14 protein-coding genes are annotated in these 15,237 nt (G+C 72.3%); 6 read left to right on the top strand and 8 right to left on the bottom strand.

Annotated elements, in window-relative coordinates; genetic code table 11:
• The first annotated feature begins 15 nt into the window (after positions 1-15).
• A complete protein-coding gene (locus tag OG698_RS32820; RefSeq protein WP_406107312.1) occupies positions 16-2,424 on the top strand; it encodes a DUF3488 and DUF4129 domain-containing transglutaminase family protein in 2,409 nt (802 codons plus the stop codon).
• 149 nt (positions 2,425-2,573) lie between these two features.
• Here the strand turns inward: OG698_RS32820 and OG698_RS32815 are convergent, their stop codons facing one another.
• The 3 genes from OG698_RS32815 to OG698_RS32805 all read right to left on the bottom strand — a co-directional run bounded on the left by OG698_RS32815 (position 2,574) and on the right by OG698_RS32805 (position 4,712).
• Positions 2,574-2,984, bottom strand: a complete 411-nt coding sequence (locus tag OG698_RS32815) for a DUF3040 domain-containing protein (protein ID WP_399970000.1) — start codon at positions 2,982-2,984, stop codon at positions 2,574-2,576.
• Positions 2,985-3,258: 274 nt separating this feature from the next.
• A complete protein-coding gene (locus OG698_RS32810; RefSeq protein ID WP_100592209.1) occupies positions 3,259-4,029 on the bottom strand; it encodes a methyltransferase in 771 nt (256 codons plus the stop codon).
• Positions 4,030-4,157: 128 nt separating this feature from the next.
• Positions 4,158-4,712: an SAV_6107 family HEPN domain-containing protein gene (locus OG698_RS32805; RefSeq protein WP_406107310.1), complete on the bottom strand. Its 555-nt coding sequence runs from the start codon at positions 4,710-4,712 to the stop codon at positions 4,158-4,160.
• Between the two features lie 157 nt (positions 4,713-4,869).
• Here OG698_RS32805 and OG698_RS32800 point away from each other — a divergent pair, with 157 nt between their 5' ends.
• From OG698_RS32800 to OG698_RS32780, 5 genes are all read left to right on the top strand, one after another.
• Positions 4,870-5,652 carry an ATP-binding cassette domain-containing protein gene (locus OG698_RS32800; protein ID WP_406107309.1) on the top strand — a complete coding sequence of 261 codons (783 nt, stop codon included), beginning with the start codon at positions 4,870-4,872 and terminating at the stop codon, positions 5,650-5,652.
• Positions 5,624-7,708: a YhgE/Pip family protein gene (locus OG698_RS32795; RefSeq protein ID WP_406107307.1), complete on the top strand. Its 2,085-nt coding sequence runs from the start codon at positions 5,624-5,626 to the stop codon at positions 7,706-7,708. The genes OG698_RS32800 and OG698_RS32795 overlap by 29 nt, the downstream gene beginning before the upstream one ends.
• A gap of 35 nt (positions 7,709-7,743) precedes the next feature.
• The gene (locus OG698_RS32790; protein ID WP_100592205.1) at positions 7,744-8,352 is read left to right on the top strand and encodes a TetR/AcrR family transcriptional regulator; all 609 of its coding nucleotides are present in this window, start codon (positions 7,744-7,746) and stop codon (positions 8,350-8,352) included.
• Between the two features lie 319 nt (positions 8,353-8,671).
• Positions 8,672-9,328 (top strand): DUF4126 domain-containing protein, encoded by a 657-nt coding sequence (locus OG698_RS32785; protein WP_406107305.1) that lies wholly within the window; start codon positions 8,672-8,674, stop codon positions 9,326-9,328.
• Between the two features lie 59 nt (positions 9,329-9,387).
• Positions 9,388-10,887: a phytoene desaturase family protein gene (locus OG698_RS32780; protein ID WP_406107304.1), complete on the top strand. Its 1,500-nt coding sequence runs from the start codon at positions 9,388-9,390 to the stop codon at positions 10,885-10,887.
• A 19-nt stretch (positions 10,888-10,906) separates the two neighbouring features.
• On the opposite strand, the gene OG698_RS32775 is transcribed toward OG698_RS32780, so the two are convergent.
• From OG698_RS32775 to OG698_RS32755, 5 genes are all read right to left on the bottom strand, one after another.
• A complete protein-coding gene (locus tag OG698_RS32775; protein WP_406107303.1) occupies positions 10,907-11,743 on the bottom strand; it encodes a hypothetical protein in 837 nt (278 codons plus the stop codon).
• A 47-nt stretch (positions 11,744-11,790) separates the two neighbouring features.
• Entirely contained in the window at positions 11,791-12,711 is a 921-nt protein-coding gene (gene metF / locus OG698_RS32770) for a methylenetetrahydrofolate reductase [NAD(P)H] (protein ID WP_406107302.1), read from the bottom strand.
• A gap of 86 nt (positions 12,712-12,797) precedes the next feature.
• Complete coding sequence (gene thiE, locus OG698_RS32765) at positions 12,798-13,445, bottom strand: thiamine phosphate synthase (protein WP_100592587.1); 648 nt, start codon at positions 13,443-13,445, stop codon at positions 12,798-12,800.
• Positions 13,446-13,522: 77 nt separating this feature from the next.
• On the bottom strand, positions 13,523-13,888 hold the full coding sequence (locus tag OG698_RS32760; RefSeq protein WP_100592200.1) for an Rv2175c family DNA-binding protein: 366 nt from the start codon (positions 13,886-13,888) through the stop codon (positions 13,523-13,525).
• Between the two features lie 75 nt (positions 13,889-13,963).
• Positions 13,964-15,199, bottom strand: coding sequence for an NAD(P)/FAD-dependent oxidoreductase (locus OG698_RS32755; protein ID WP_406107300.1), 1,236 nt, complete (start codon positions 15,197-15,199; stop codon positions 13,964-13,966).
• Positions 15,200-15,237 lie beyond the last annotated feature (38 nt).

The following is a 15,237-nucleotide window of genomic DNA, read 5'->3' as shown; positions in this document are numbered from 1 at the left end:
GGGAAAGGCGCGGTCATGAGTGGAGGCGCTCGGCTGACGCTGTGTGCGACGGCGGCCACGTTCATGGCGGCGTGTGCCCTGCTGCCGCTCGTCGATGACGCTATCTGGATCGTCCAGGCCGCGTTCCTGCTGGTCGTCCAGGCCGGGGTGGGGGCACTGGCCCGGCGGGTGCCTCTCGCGCGGCCGCTCACGGTGGCCGTGCAGGCGCTCGTGACGCTGCTGCTGCTGACTCTGCTGTTCGCGAACGCCCAGGCGATCGGCGGGGTGCTGCCGGGGCCGGAGGCGTTCCGTCACTTCGGGGAGCTTCTCCAGGCGGGCGGCGACGACGTGGGGCGGTTCGCGATCCCCGCGCCGCTGTCCGACGGGATCCGGCTGATGCTCGTGGGCGGCGTCCTGGTGATCGGCCTCGCGGTGGACGCGCTCGCGGTGACGTTCCGCAGCGCGGCGCCCGCCGGGCTGCCGCTGCTCGCCCTCTACTCGGTCGCCGCGGGCCTCTCCCAGGGCGCCACCGACTGGCTGTGGTTCCTGCTCGCCGCCGGCGGCTATCTGCTGCTGCTCCTCGCCGAGGGCCGGGACCGGCTCTCGCAGTGGGGGCGCGTCTTCGGCGGTACGGCCCGCTCACCGGGCGGCGCGGTGGAGAGCACGGCCGACGCCGTGGCCCCGGTTCGTACGGGCCGCCGGATCGGCGCGCTCGCGCTCGGCGTCGCCCTGGTGGTGCCGCTCGCGCTGCCCGCGCTCGACGGCGGCCTGCTCGGCCCGTCGGGTACGGGGACGGGTGTGGGCTCCGGAGGCGGCGGCACCATCTCCGCCGTGAACCCCCTGGTCTCCCTTCAGAACAGCCTGAACCAGCCCGAGGACCGGGAGGTGATGTCGTACCGCACGAACTCGAAGAACACCCAGGACCTGTATCTGCGGATCGTCTCCCTCGACGAGTTCGACGGGACGACCTGGCGGCCCGCCAAGCGCAGCATCATCGACGTGCCCTCGCCGTTCCCGAGCCCCCGCGGCCTCGGCGCGGACGTCCGCAGGACGGAGATCCGCACGAACATCGCGGCGGCCGGCTGGTACGCCCAGGACTGGCTGCCGCTCCCCTACCCGGCGACGAAGGTCGACATCTCGGGACGCTGGCGGTACGAGCCGGTGGGCCGGACCCTCGTCGGCGATCACAACCAGACCACGCGCGGCAAGAAGTACGGCGTCGAGAGCCTGATCGTGCAGCCGACCGCCGAGCAGCTGGCGAACGCTCCCGCGGCGCCGAGCGAGCTGCGCCGGGAGTTCACCAAGGTGCCGTCCTCGCTGCCGTCGATCGTCGAGAAGACGGCGCTGCGCGTCACCGAGGGCGCGACGAACGACTACCAGCGGGCCGTGAAGCTCCAGGACTTCTTCGCCGTGAGCGGCGGCTTCACGTACAACACGGAGGTCCGGGCGGGCAGCGGCTCCTCGGCCATCGCCCGTTTCCTGAAGGACAAGGAAGGCTTCTGCGTCCACTTCTCCTTCTCGATGGCCGCGATGGCCAGAACTCTGGGGATTCCGGCGCGGGTGGCGGTGGGCTTCACGCCGGGCTCTCCGCAGGCGGACGGCCGGATGTCGGTTGGCCTGCGGGACGCGCACGCGTGGCCTGAGCTGTACTTCGAAGGCGTGGGCTGGACCCGCTTCGAGCCGACGCCGAACCGCGGCACGGCACCCGAGTACACGCGTGTCGACACCCCGGCGGGCAGCCCGAGCAACCCGGCGGCGCCCAGCGAGGCCGCTTCGTCGGAGCCGTCGGCGGGGCAGCCCTCCGCGTCGGACAACTGCCCGGCGGCCGAGCGGAAGCTGGGCGGCTGCTCGAACACCGCGCCCGCGGTGATCGGCGCGTCCGGCGACGACGGCCCGCCCTTCGGCACGATCGCCCTCATCGCGCTCGGCGTACTGCTGGTGGTGCTCGTGCCGCTGCTCCCGATGCTGTGGCGGCAGCGGGTACGGGAGGTGCGGCTCGGCTCGCCCGGCCGCACGGACGGGGACGCGGCGGCACGCGCCCTCGCGGCGTGGCTGGAAGTGACCGATACGGCGTGGGACCACGGCATCGCACCGGACGAGTCACAGACGCCGCGGAAGGCGGCCGCGCGGATCGTCCGCGTCGGACAGCTCGACCAGGTGGCGGCGGACTCCGTGCATCGGGTGGCGGCCGCGGTGGAGCAGGTCCTCTACGCGCCGAGGCCGCAGCCGACGGCGGGTCTCGGGGACGACGTGCGCCGCCTGCATCAGGGCCTGCACGCCAAGGCGAGCCGCTCGGCCCGGGTGCGGGCGACGCTCGCACCTCGCTCGACCGTTCGAGTGGCGTGGAGCCTTTCGCAGCGCTGGGCGGCGCTGGGCGCCCGCTGGACGGCGCGGAAGTCGACGCTCCTGCGGCGTCCGCGGCGGCCTTCCGGCCAGGAGAGCTGAGGGGGGCGGCCGCTCGTGCGCAAGCGGCCACGCTGAGGCGCCGGCGCGCGGATACGCCTGAGGGGTGACCACCCGTGAGTGGTCACCCCTCGGCTACGTCTGTTCCTGTGAGGACTATTGATCCCGTGAGGACTTCGTCCGGCGGGGGCTCAGTGGCCGCCCTGTTCGTCTCGGCGCCGCTGCCAGCGCTCCTCGATCCGGTTCATCATCGAGCGGCGCTGCTTGCCCTGACGCCGCGCGGCCGGCGGCGCTCCTGGCGCTGCTCCGGCAGCCGGCTGTTCACCGGGCTTGGGCGCTTTGCGCCATCCGGTCACGGCAAGGACCGCGCAGCCCAGCATGACGAGGAACCCCACCACGCTGATCCAGATCTGCTGTGCGACCATTCCGGCCATGAGGAGCGCGATACCCACCAGGAAGCCGGCGACTGCCTGGTAGACCCGACGTCGGGTGTACGTACGCAGCCCGCTTCCCTCAAGCGCTGTCGCGAACTTGGGATCTTCGGCGTACAGCGCTCGCTCCATCTGCTCGAGCATTCGCTGCTCGTGCTCCGAGAGCGGCACGGAGTCCTCCTCATCGTGCAGTCGCCGGGGCGACCGGGGGTCCCCTTCAGGATAGGCAGGGAATCGCCCCCGTGAAACCCGCCCCTCTACGCCAACTTCGCCAACCAGGACCACCACTCCGCTCCGGCTCGCTGAGGCGTTAATGCCCCGGCGGCCGTCCCGTCATGCCGGACCGGCTCCCTCGATCATACGGCGCCCGGCGCCGAAGCGGGGGGCCTGTGGCGTACTCCATCCGCCGCTGCGCCGCTGATCAGCGGCGCGTCACCGGGGGCCTTCAGGCCTCCGGGGTCCCCTGCTTCTCGCCGAGGACGTGCAGCTGCGTGGCGACGGAGTGGAAGGCGGGCACCTCGGCGGCGGCGGCCTCCAGCTTGAGGAGCTCCTGGAGGGCTCCCGGTTCGGTGTCCACGAGGACGCCCGGCACGAGGTCGGCGAAGACCCGTACGCCGTGCACCGCGCCGACCTCGACGCCCGCGGATCCGACGAGCTGGGTGAGCTGCTCGGCGCTGAAGCGGCGCGGCACGGGGTCGCCGTCGCCCCAGCGGCCCGCCGGGTCGCCGAGGGCCTGCCTGGCCTCCTTGAAGTGCCCGGCGAGTGCCCGGGCGAGCACGGCGCCGCCGAGTCCCGCGGCGAGCAGGCTGAGGACGCCGGAGGAGCGGAGGGCGCCCACCGCGTTGCGTACGCCCTCGGCCGGGTCGTCGACGTACTCCAGGACGCCGTGGCACAGGACCACGTCGTATCCGTCGCGCTCGACGACGTCGAAGAGACCTGAGACGTCGCCCTGCACCCCGCGCACGCGGTCGGCCACGCCGGCCTCGGCCGCGCGGCGCTCGAGTGCGAAGAGCGCGTTCGGGCTGGGGTCGACGACGGTGACGCGGTGACCGAGGCCGGCCACGGGCACCGCGAAGTTGCCGCTGCCGCCTCCGGTGTCGAGCACGTCGAGCGACTCACGCCCCGTGGCCTTGACGCGACGGTCGAGAGCGTCCTTGAGAACGTCCCAGACCACGGCGGTACGGAGAGAAGCGCGGGGGCGCATCGGGTCCGACACGACAGGTGACTCCTCGGCGCGGCTCCGGCTCATGGGCTGCGGAGCGATGGGGATTCCTCCCCCACCGGCACGGCGATGGGTGGAGGCTTCGGGCGCCTCCACCCTATTGCCTCGTGAGAGCTGTCCGGTCACCCCACGTCGGGCGCCTCCCGGCCCGCCGTCGGGCCCTCGTCCTGCGCCCTGGGCTGGGGCAGTAACGGCTGGAGGACCAGCATCCGCTCGACGAGGCGCAGGAACATCGCGACGTCGCGGAGCAGGTCGTCCGCGTCGCGGATGCTGGCCGCTCCCCGGATGCCCGCTTCGGCGCGCGCCCTGCGGATGGCGCCGGAGGCGAACAGGGCGCTCCACTCGGACAGTTCGGGTGCGATCTCGGGGAGCACTTCCCAGGCGCTCCGTATCCGGGCGCGGCGTCGGGGCGTGGGTTCGGGGCGCCCGCGGGCAGCGAGTACGGCGGCCGCGGTGCGCAGCGCGGCGAGATGGGCCGTGGCATACCGCTCGTTGGGCGTTTCGAGGAGGGCCGCCTCGTCGAGGCCCGTGCGCGCCTGGGCGAGCAGGTCGAGAGCGGCGGGAGGGGCAGTTGCCCGGCGGAGTACGGGGTGGACGTCGGCGGCGGGTCCGGTCAGCGAGGGTGCAGGGCCTGTGGCGCGGGGCCGGCGTGCGGCTGCTGCTGAATGTCCAGCCATGACGAACCTCCTGTCGTCTGCGTGACGGCTCAGTGGCCGTATGTGCCCATCGTGGAGTACGCCACTGACAATCGGCCCTGACCTGCACTTTTGCTTCGAGCGACAGTTCGGGCTAACTTTTGCACTGACCAGTCAGTTCAAAAAGGGGGGCCCGACCATGGACGGTCCGAACGCGGTCGCCGTCAGCGCCGAGGGGTTCGGGCTCAAGGGCCCGCGCGGCTGGGCGTTCCGCGGGGTGGACATCGACGCGAAGCCCGGGGCGCTCGTCGCCGTCGAAGGGCCGTCCGGGTCGGGCCGCACCTGCCTGCTGCTCGCCCTCACCGGACGCATGCGGCCCACCGAGGGCGCCGCGTCCGTCGGCTCCTTCCGGCTGCCGAAGCAGTTGTCCGCGGTACGGCGGATCAGCGCTCTCGCCCATGTGCCCGGGGTCACCGACCTCGATCCCGCGCTGACGGTCGAGGAGCATCTGCGCGAACGGGCGCTGCTGCAGCGGCGGTTCGACGGTTCCCTGCGGACGTTGCTGCGGCCACCGTCCGAGCGGGCGGTTGCCTCGCGGCTGCGGATCGACACCGCGCTGGCCGCCGCGGGCCTCGACCGGGAGGCGCTGCCGAAGGGCACTCGCACCGCCGTGCGCGACCTTGAGCGGATCGAGGCGCTCCGGCTGTCGGTGGCCCTCGCGCTGATCGGGCGGCCGCGGCTGCTCGGCGTCGACGACACCGACCTGAAGCTCTCGGACGCCGAACGGACGCAGGTCTGGGACCTGTTGAGGTCCGTCGCCGAGTCCGGCACGACGGTCGTGGCGGTGTGCAGCGAGGCGCCGAAGGACGCGGTCGTCGTATCGACGGCGCCCCGCGACGAAGCGGACGAGCAGAGCCCCGAGAATCCCGAGACAGACAAGAAGGAGACGGCGGATGCGCTCGCCGAAGCTGGCCGCGCTTGAGCTCAGGCGCTTCGGCAGGGGGAAGCTGCCGCGCGCCGCGCTCGCCGCGCTCCTGCTGCTGCCCCTGCTGTACGGCGCCCTGTACCTGTGGTCGTTCTGGGACCCGTACGGGCGTCTCGACAGGATTCCCGTCGCGCTCGTCAACGACGACAAGGGGGCGCGGGCCGCCGGCCAGAAAATCGTGGCCGGCGACGACATCACCGAGGGGCTGCACGACAGCAAGACCTTCGAGTGGCACGAGGTGAGCGCGGCGCAGGCCCGCAAGGGTGTCGAGGACGGGACGTACTACCTGTCGCTGACGATGCCCGCGGACTTCAGCGAGCGCATCGCGTCCAGCTCCGGGGACACCCCGGAGACCGGCGCTCTTCAGGTGCGGACGAACGACGCCAACAACTACATCGTCGGGCAGATCTCGCGGACGGTGTTCTCCGAGGTGCGTTCAGCGGCGTCCACCCACGCGTCGCGCTCGTTCCTCGACCGGATCTTCATCTCGTTCTCCGACATCCACGACGCGACCAAGAAGGCCGCGAAGGGGGCCGACCAGCTCAAGGGCGGCATCGGCAAGGCGAAGAAGGGGTCCAAGGACCTGGCGGACGGCCTGAAGGACGCCAAGAAGGGCAGCGGTGAGCTGGCCGGCGGGATCAAGAAGCTGAACAAGGGCGCGGGGGATCTGGAGTCCGGCTCGAAGCAGGTCTCCGACGGCACCCAGCTCCTCGCCGACAAGGTCAACGGCGTCGCCGGGCAGGTGCGCCCGTTCCTGAAGGACAACAAGAAGGCGATCGGCGACACCGCCCGGCTCGTCGCCGACTCCGCGAAGGGCATCCGGCACAACCTCGACGTCCTGGTGAAGACGGCGCCGACGGCCGCCAAGGGCGCGCACGCGGGATCCGACGTCCTGGACGGGGTCTACAAGGCGCGCTGCGAGACGCTGCCCCTGCCCGACCCGGTCTGCCCCGACCTCAAGAAGGCCAAGGTGGCCGCGGCCGACGTGGCGAAGGTCGCCGACGACCTGAACGTCCTGATCGAGGACGACCACGGCGACCTGGACACCCTCGACCGCCATCTCGCCACGCTCCAGCGGCAGTCCGAGGCGCTGGCCAAGCACGCCCCGACGCTCGACCAGGACGTGGCCACCGCCGTCTCGAAGATCAATGCCCTCAACAAGGGCGCGGGCCAGGTCGCCAAGGGTGCCAAGCAGCTGCACACCGGGCTCGGCACGGCGAGGACGGGCTCGGCGGACCTCGACACGGGCGTCGGCAAGCTGAAGACGGGCGCCGGCGATCTCAACGGCGGCATGTTCAAGCTGGCCGACGGCTCCGGCGAGCTGGCCGGCGGGCTCCACGACGGGGTGAAGCAGATCCCCGACTACGACAAGAAGGACCGCGACCAGCGCACCGGCGTCATGTCCGACCCGGTCCAGCTCGCCTCGCAGTCCCTGCACAAGGCGCCCAACTACGGCACCGGGTTCGCCCCTTACTTCATCCCGCTGTCCCTGTGGGTCGGCGCGATGGTGGCCTACATGCTGATCCAGCCGCTCAACCGGCGCGCACTCGCCGCGGGCGCCTCCGCCTGGCGGATCGCGCTGGCCGGCTGGCTGCCCGTGGCCGTGCTCGGGGTGCTCCAGGTGGCCGCACTGATGTCCGTGCTGCACTGGGCTCTGGGGCTCCAGATGGTCAGGGCTGCCGGAACGGTCGGCTTCCTGTTCCTCGTCACGGCGTGCTTCGCGGCGATCGTGCAGTGGCTGAACGCCCGCTTCGGAGCGGCGGGGCGGATCCTCGTACTCGCATTCCTGATGCTCCAGCTGACGTCGGCGGGCGGCACGTATCCCGTGCAGACGAGCCCCGGCTTCTTCAACGCGATCCACCCCTTCCTGCCGATGACGTACGTCGTCGAGGCGCTGCGGAGACTGATCTCGGGCGGCGGCCTCGGACCCGTGTGGCAGGCGTGTGCCGTGCTCGCCGCGTTCACGGCCGGCGCGCTGGCCCTGACCGCGCTGAGCGCCCGCAGCAAGCAGGTGTGGACACTGGACCGGCTGCACCCCGAGCTCAGCCTGTGAGCGCACCCACGCCGCCGCCTGTGAGAATCAGGGGCATGGAAAGCAGCACACGGCGCCAGGCCACCCGGCAGAAGCTGTACGAGGCCGCGGTCACGCTCATCGCGGAGCAGGGGTTCTCGGCCACCACGGTCGACGAGATCGCCGAGCGCGCCGGGGTCGCGAAAGGCACGGTCTACTACAACTTCGCCAGCAAGTCGGTGCTCTTCGAAGAGCTGCTCCGGCACGGCGTCGGGCTTCTCACCGCCTCGTTGCGGGAGGCGTCGGAGAAGACGGCCGCGAGCGGCGGCAGCAAGATCGACGCCCTGGACGCGATGATCCGGGCCGGTCTCGTCTTCATCGACCGCTATCCGGCGTTCACCCAGCTGTACGTGGCCGAGCTGTGGCGCACGAACCGCGCCTGGCAGTCCACCCTCGCCGTGGTCAGGCAGGAGGCCGTCGCCGTCGTGGAGGACGTGCTGCGGGACGCTGTCGAGGGCGGTGAGCTGAGCGAGGAGATCGACATCCCGCTGACGGCGGCCGCGCTGGTCGGCATGGTCCTGGTGGCCGCGCTCGACTGGCAGGCCTTCCAGCCGGAGCGCTCCCTGGACGACGTCCACGCGGCGCTGTCGCGGCTGCTCCAGGGACGCGTGACGGGCGGCCGCTGACCGCTCCCGAACGCGAAGGGGAGACAACGGAACGCCGGTCCGGCGTGGCCCGAATTCTCAGGCCTCACCGGACCGGCGCGTCCCCCGTATCCCCCGTGTTCCCCCGTGGGCCCGTCGGTCGTGCGGGCCCCCGTACCTCGCCCCGCCGTGGCGGGAGGAGCGGCCAAGGGGGCGAAGCGCTGTTCCGCCGCCCCGTGTCGGCGGTACCGGCGCCGCGCCCCCCTTCCGTGCCTCCACTCTCCCGTCCGCGCAGGTCGGACCCCATCCGCGCAGCTACTCATCTCACGTACTAGGTACGGATACTCAGGCCTGGGTGCTCATGCCCAGGACGCGGAGTTCGCGACTGGTTACGATCACGTCCGTGTCCGTACTCCCCCTGGTCTTCACGAGCGGCTGGGCGAGCGGGATCAACGCGTACGCGGTGGTCCTCCTCCTCGGCATCTTCGGCGCGACCGGGCTGACCGACGAAGTCCCCGAGTCGCTCCAGCGCACCGACGTGCTCATCGCCGCCGGGGTGCTGTTCCTGTGCGAGGCCGTTGCCGACAAGATCCCTTACGTGGACTCGCTCTGGGACACCGCGCACACGGTGATCCGGCCGGTGTCGGGTGCCGTTGTGGGCGCGCTGCTCGCCGGCCAGAGCGGGTCGCTGTCCGACCTCGCGGCGGGCGCGGTCGGCGGGTCGACGGCGCTGGCCAGCCACGCCGTGAAGGCCGGGACACGGATGGCGATCAACACCTCGCCCGAGCCGTTCACCAACGTCGCGATGAGCACGGCCGAGGACCTCGGCGTCGCCGGGATCATCACGTTCGCCATATTCCATCCCGAGGCGGCCGCGATCATCGCCGCCGTCCTGCTCTTCCTCGGGCTGTTCATGCTGTACTTCCTGATCTCGCGGATCCGGCGCTTCCTGCGGCGCCGGGCGCAACGGCGCGAGGAGAGGCGCATCGCCCACCGGACCGGGGCGCCGCCGGGCTGATCCGGCCCCCGGCCGGGCTGTCGGCGAGGGTGTCAGTGGGGGCCGATAAAGTCGCTGACATGGCACGGATTGCGGTGATCGGCGCCGGGATGGGCGCGATGGCGGCCGCTGCCCGGCTGGCCGTGGCAGGCCACCGGGTGGCGGTGTACGAGCGCGCGTCGACGTACGGCGGGGCGCTCGGCGGCTTCGCTCGCGACGGCTTCTCGTTCGACACGGGCCCGGGGCTGCTCCAACTGCCCGCGGTCTACCGGGACTTGTTCATCAAGACGGGCAAGGAACCCCTGGAGGACACGGTCGGGCTGACGCAGGTGGAGCCCGCCGTGCGCCATGTCTTCGCGGACGGCACAGCGGTGGACCTGCCGAACGCGCGGCGCGCGGGCATCGCCGACGCCCTGGACGCGGCGCTCGGTGAGGGCTCGGGCGCGCGCTGGTCGGCGTTCATGAACCGGGCGCGTGAGGCCTGGGACCGCACCCGGCGCCCGCTCCTCGAAGAGCCCCTGTGGCCGAACTGGCGGATCCTCGCGGACCGCGAGCCGTACCCCGTGGTGGTCCGCCGACGGATGCTGCGCAAGGACCTGTCGGCGACGACGCTCTCCGAGGTCGCGGCTCTTGAACTGGGCGGGGACCCGCGGCTCGTCGCGCTCCTCGAGCAGTACGCGCTCGCGTCCGGCCTCGATCCGCGTACGGCTCCGGCGAGCGCGGCCGTGCTGCCCTACATGGAGCAGACGTTCGGCACCTGGGCGGTGCGCGGCGGGATGCGGGAGCTGGCGCGGGCCGTGTACGAGCGGTGTCTTCAGCGGAAGGTCGAGTTCGAGTTCGACGCGCCGGTGGCGCGGATCGTGGAGAAGGACGGCCGGGCGGCGGGCGTCGAGCTGGCCGGGGGCAGGGTCGTGGAGGCCGACTTCGTGGTCGCCGGTGTGGCTCCCGGCGTCCTCGAAGCGCTGCTGCCCGGGCGGGCGCTCAGGGGCGAGGACGACGTGGCGCCGCAGTCGGCCCTGCCGAGCCGGCTGACGGTGTTCCTGGCGCTGCGCGGCGCGCGTCCCGGCGGCGCCCCGCACCGGACGGTCGTGCACGCGGCGGACCGGGAGGCCGAGCTGGCCTCGCTGTTCCGCGGGGGCACGGCGGTGGCGGAGCGGCCGACGGTCACGGTCCTGCGTCCCGACGACACCTCCGTGGTGCCGGACCCGGACCATGAGGCGGTCACGCTGGTGGTCACGGTGGCGCGCGGCGCGCGCGTGACGGACGCGGACGTGGAGCGGGTCATCGACGCCGCCGGGCAGGCGGTCCCCGGGCTGCGCGACCGCGTGCTGTGGCACGAGGTCCGCACGCCGTCGGATGTCGCCGAGGCGACCGGAGCCGACGGCGGTTCGGTGCCCGCACCTGCCCTGGCAGCGGCCTCCGGCCGGCTTCTGCACTCGTCCAACAGCACGCTCGTTCCGGGCCTGCTCGCCGTCGGCGGCTGGTCGCACCCGGGCGGCGGGCTGCCGCACGCGGGGATGTCGGGCGCGCTGGCGGCCGGGCTGATCGTGGAGGGCCCGGACTTCCGCGGCTCGCAGTGACGGGCGACGCCCGCCGGGTTCAGTAGCGGTACTGCTGCTGCTCGTTGTAGCCGGAGCCGCCGTCGTAGCCGCCCTGCCCGTTCTGCTCGTACGGGTAGGGCTGCTCCGGGGGCAGTTCGCCGCCGTACTGCTGGTGCTGGTCGTCGCCGGTGCGCTGCTGGGGCACCCAGACCCCGCCGGGCGGCGTCTCCATGCCGTAGCCGCCGTTCGCATACGGGTCGCCGTACTGCTGTCCCGTGCCGTACGCGTCGTCGTACTGGGGCTGCGCCGGGTAGGTCTGCGTCCCGATGTACGGGTCGGAGTAGGCGGCGTACTGCTGCTGGCCGTTGTCGTAGCCGTACTGCTGCTGGTCGTAGCCCGCGTACGCGTCGTAGGCGTAGCCCTGTTCGGCGGCGTCCGTGTGGGCGGCGGCCGGGGTGTAGACGCCGTACTGGCCGGTGTCGTCGGGCATCGGCTGCGGCGCGTAGACCGACGTCACCTCGGCCGCGGACTCGGGCTCGGGGGCGTCCGGGGCGGCCGACTCGTACTCCAGGTCGGAGACCTCGAGGACCGGGTCCTGGTGGACCGGCTCCCTGAGCTTGCGCCGCTTGCTCGCGCCGGGGTTCCCGCCGAGCGCCCAGCCCGTGGAGAAGCCCCTGCGGAACGACAGCGTCACATACGTCTGGCCGACCGCGAACGTGATGGCGCCGATCCCGATGACGATCACCGACGGGATCAGCACACCGAAGACGACGCCGACAAAGCCGACGAAGGCGAGCAGCCGGAAGCGCAGCCTCGCCTTGTACTGGAGCAGTACCTCACCGAGCAGCCACAACGCGACGATTCCGAACGCGATGTAGAGGACCGTCCAGCCCATGTACGCCCCTCTCGTACGGCCGCCGCCCCTGGTGGAATACGGCCGGGTCAGGCCCGCTGGTCGTGCAGGCCCAGATTCTCGTAGATCTCCAGTGTCGCCGTGGAGTTGTTGAGCGTGATGAAGTGCAGACCCGGAACGCCCTCGTCCAGCAGCTTCGCGCAGAACTCCGTCGCGAACTCGATGCCAATGGAGCGTACAGCCGCCGGATCGTCTTTGGCTGTGAGGATGCGCTCTTTCAGGGCGGTCGGGAACGTGGCGTTGCTGAGCTGCGGCAGCCGCTCCAGCATGCGCACGCTCGTGACCGGCATGATCTCCGGGATGACGGGGGTGTCGCAACCCGCTGCCTCGACCCGGTCGCGCAGCCGCAGGTATTCCTCGGGGTAGAAGAACATCTGGGTGATCGCGTAGTCGGCGCCCGCCCGGCACTTGTCCACGAAGTGGCCGACGTCGGAGTCCCAGTCCTCGGAGCGCGGGTGCATCGCGGGGAAGGCCGCGACGCCGACGCAGAAGTCGCCCGACTCCTTGATGAGCCGGACCAGTTCGGCGGCGTAGGTCAGGCCCTCGGGGTGCGCGACCCAGTCGGCCATGGGGTCGCCGGGCGGGTCTCCGCGCACGGCGAGGATGTTCCTGATGCCCGCGTCCGCGTACTGGCCGATGATGTTGCGCAGCTCGGCCACGGAGTGGTCGACGGCCGTGAGGTGGGCGACCGGGGTCAGGGTCGTGTCGGCGACGATCTGCTCGGTCTCGCGGACGGTGCCCGCACGGGTGGAGCCACCGGCGCCGTACGTCACGGAGACGAAGTCGGGTGCGACGGCCTCGACCCGTCGCAGCGCGTTCCAGAGGTTCCGCTCACCCTTCGGGGTCTTCGGCGCCGAGAACTCGAACGAGAAGGTCGTCTTGCCGGTCGCGAGCATGTCGCGCACGGTGCGTGCGCGATCAGTCCTGGTGGAAGCGGTGCCAAGGGCCATACGGGCAGGTTAGCCACGGGAGGGCTCTGTCCCTAATCCCCGTCCACCCTGCGGACACGCGTCTTGGCGGGGCCCGACCGAACGGATCAGGCGGTACGCAGCCGCTTCGCGAAGTCGGCCGCCGCTGCGCCAGGGTCGTCCGCCTCGGTGATGGCGCGGACCACGACGACGCGGCTTGCGCCCGCTTCGAGTACCTCGTCCAGATTGCCCGCGTCGATGCCGCCGATCGCGAACCAGGGGCGGTCCGTGCCGAGCGAGGCCGTGTAGCGCACCAGGTCGAGGCCGGGCGCGTACCGGCCGGGCTTGGTGGGGGTCGGCCAGCAGGGGCCGGTGCAGAAGTAGTCCACGCCGTCCTGGACGGCGGCCGCGGCGGCCTCCGTGTCGGCGTGCGTGGAGCGGCCGATCAGGACGTCCTCGCCGAGGATGGCGCGGGCGGCCGCGACCGGCAGGTCGCCCTGGCCCAGGTGCAGGACGTCGGCGCCGGCGGCGTGGGCGACGTCCGCCCGGTCGTTGACCGCGAACAGCTTGCCGTGGCGGGCGGCGGCGTCGGCGAAGACGGCCAGGTGCTCCATCTCCTCGCCCGCCTCCATGCCCTTGTCGCGCAGCTGCACGATGTCCACGCCGTTCGCCAGGACGGCGTCGAGGAACTCGGGGAGGTCGCCCTGGCGCTTGCGGGCGTCCGTGCACAGGTACAGCCGGGCGTCGGCGAGCTGGGCGCGCTGCGTTGCGGCCATGGCCATGGGTGAGTCCCCCCTGGTCGGTGGCGTGCGGGCCGCGGTGAGCGCGGCCCGCACGCCGGACGGTTGTCGGGTCAGACGGCGAGCGCCTGGGCGCGGCGCTTCACCTCCGTGCCGCGATTCTCGCTCAGCGCCTGCGCGGGGGTGCCCGGCAGGGTCGGGTCGGGGGTGAAGAGCCACTCGAGCATCTCTTCGTCGTTGTAGCCGTCGTCCCTGAGCAGGGTCAGAGTCCCGGTGAGGCCCTTGACGACCTTGTCGCCGTCGATGAAGGCGGCGGGCACGTGCAGCGCCCTGTTCTCCCCACGGCGTACGGCGATCACCTGGCCTTCCTTCACCAGCTGTCGCACGCGCGTCACCTCCACGCCGAACTGCTCGGCGATGTCGGGGAGGGTGAGCCACTCGGGGACGAGAGCATCGATCTTTGCGTCAATCTCGGTCACAGGACAAGCGTGCCATCCCGGACTGACACTGGGAAACGCGGCCGCGCAAAAGGCCCGGTCGCCCCGGCGGGGCGGTCAGACGACAGCGGCCTTCAGCGGGCGGGCCGGGTCGCTGATGACCTGCGGGTCCAGGGGGGCGCCCGACTCGATGAGCTTGCGCCCCTGGGCCAGGTCGCGCGGGCGGCCCACGGCGAGGACGCCGACGAGCCGGCTCTCGCGCAGCCAGCACACGCTCCAGGACGCGCCCTGCGGGTCGCCGCGCCACACGGTGGTGTCGGCGGCCGCGTGATGTCCGGCGTACTGCACGAAGCGGCCGAACTGCTCCGACCAGAAGTACGGCACGGGGTCGTACGTCGCCGGGTTCTCGCCGATGATGTTGGCGGCGACCGTGCGGGGGCCCTGGAGCGCGTTGTCCCAGTGGTGGACCATCAGGCGCTCGCCGTACCTGCCCGAAGGGAAGGACGAGCAGTCGCCGACGGCGTACACATCGGGCTCGGAGGTGCGCAGGCGGTTGTCCGCCACGACCTCGCGGTGGGCGCCGAGCGTGATGCCGGAGCCGGTGAGCCAGCCGGTGGCGGGGCGGGCCCCGATGCCGACGACCACGGCACCTGCGGGCACCCGGGTGCCGTCGTCGAGGACCACGGATCCCGGCTCGACGTGCTCCACGCGCGCGTGGGTGCGCAGTTCCGCCCCGGCGTCCGCGTACCAGGCGGCCATGGGGGCGGCGACCTCCTCGGGCAGCGCTCCGGCGAGCGGCCGCTCGGCCGCCTCGACGACGGTGACCGCGCATCCGGCCTCACGGGCCGCGGTGGCGAACTCGGCGCCGATCCAGCCCGCGCCGACGACGACGATGTCGCGCTGCGCGGCGAGGACGGGGCGCAGGCGTTCGGCGTCGTCGAGCGTGCGCAGCAGATGGACCCCGGGGATGTCCTCCGTGCCGGGCAGCCGGATGGGCTCGGCGCCGGTCGCGAGGACGAGGACGTCGTAGGGGGCGGGTCCGGTGGCGGTGTCGAGGGTGTGCTCGGCGGGGCGTACACCGGTGACCTCGCGGCCCAGTTCGAGCGTGATGTCGAGGGCTTCGAAGTCCACGTCGAAGGCGGACCCCTCGGCCTTGCCGAGCAGGACGGCCTTGGACAGCGGAGGCCGGTCGTACGGCTGGTGGGGTTCCGCGCCGATCAGCGTGACGGCGCCGGTGAAGCCCTGTTCGCGCAGGGCCACGGCGGTCTGGACCCCCGCCATCCCGGCGCCGACGATGACGACGTGCCGCCCTGTCTGGGGCACCGGGGCCTGGTTCTGGGTCTGCTCGCTCACCGGATCACCATATGCACCTGACGTTCACTCAGTCAGCG

This window comes from Streptomyces sp. NBC_01003 (assembly GCF_045162695.1).
In the GTDB taxonomy this organism is placed as follows: domain Bacteria; phylum Actinomycetota; class Actinomycetes; order Streptomycetales; family Streptomycetaceae; genus Streptomyces.
This window is presented reverse-complemented; position numbering and strand designations above follow the sequence as displayed.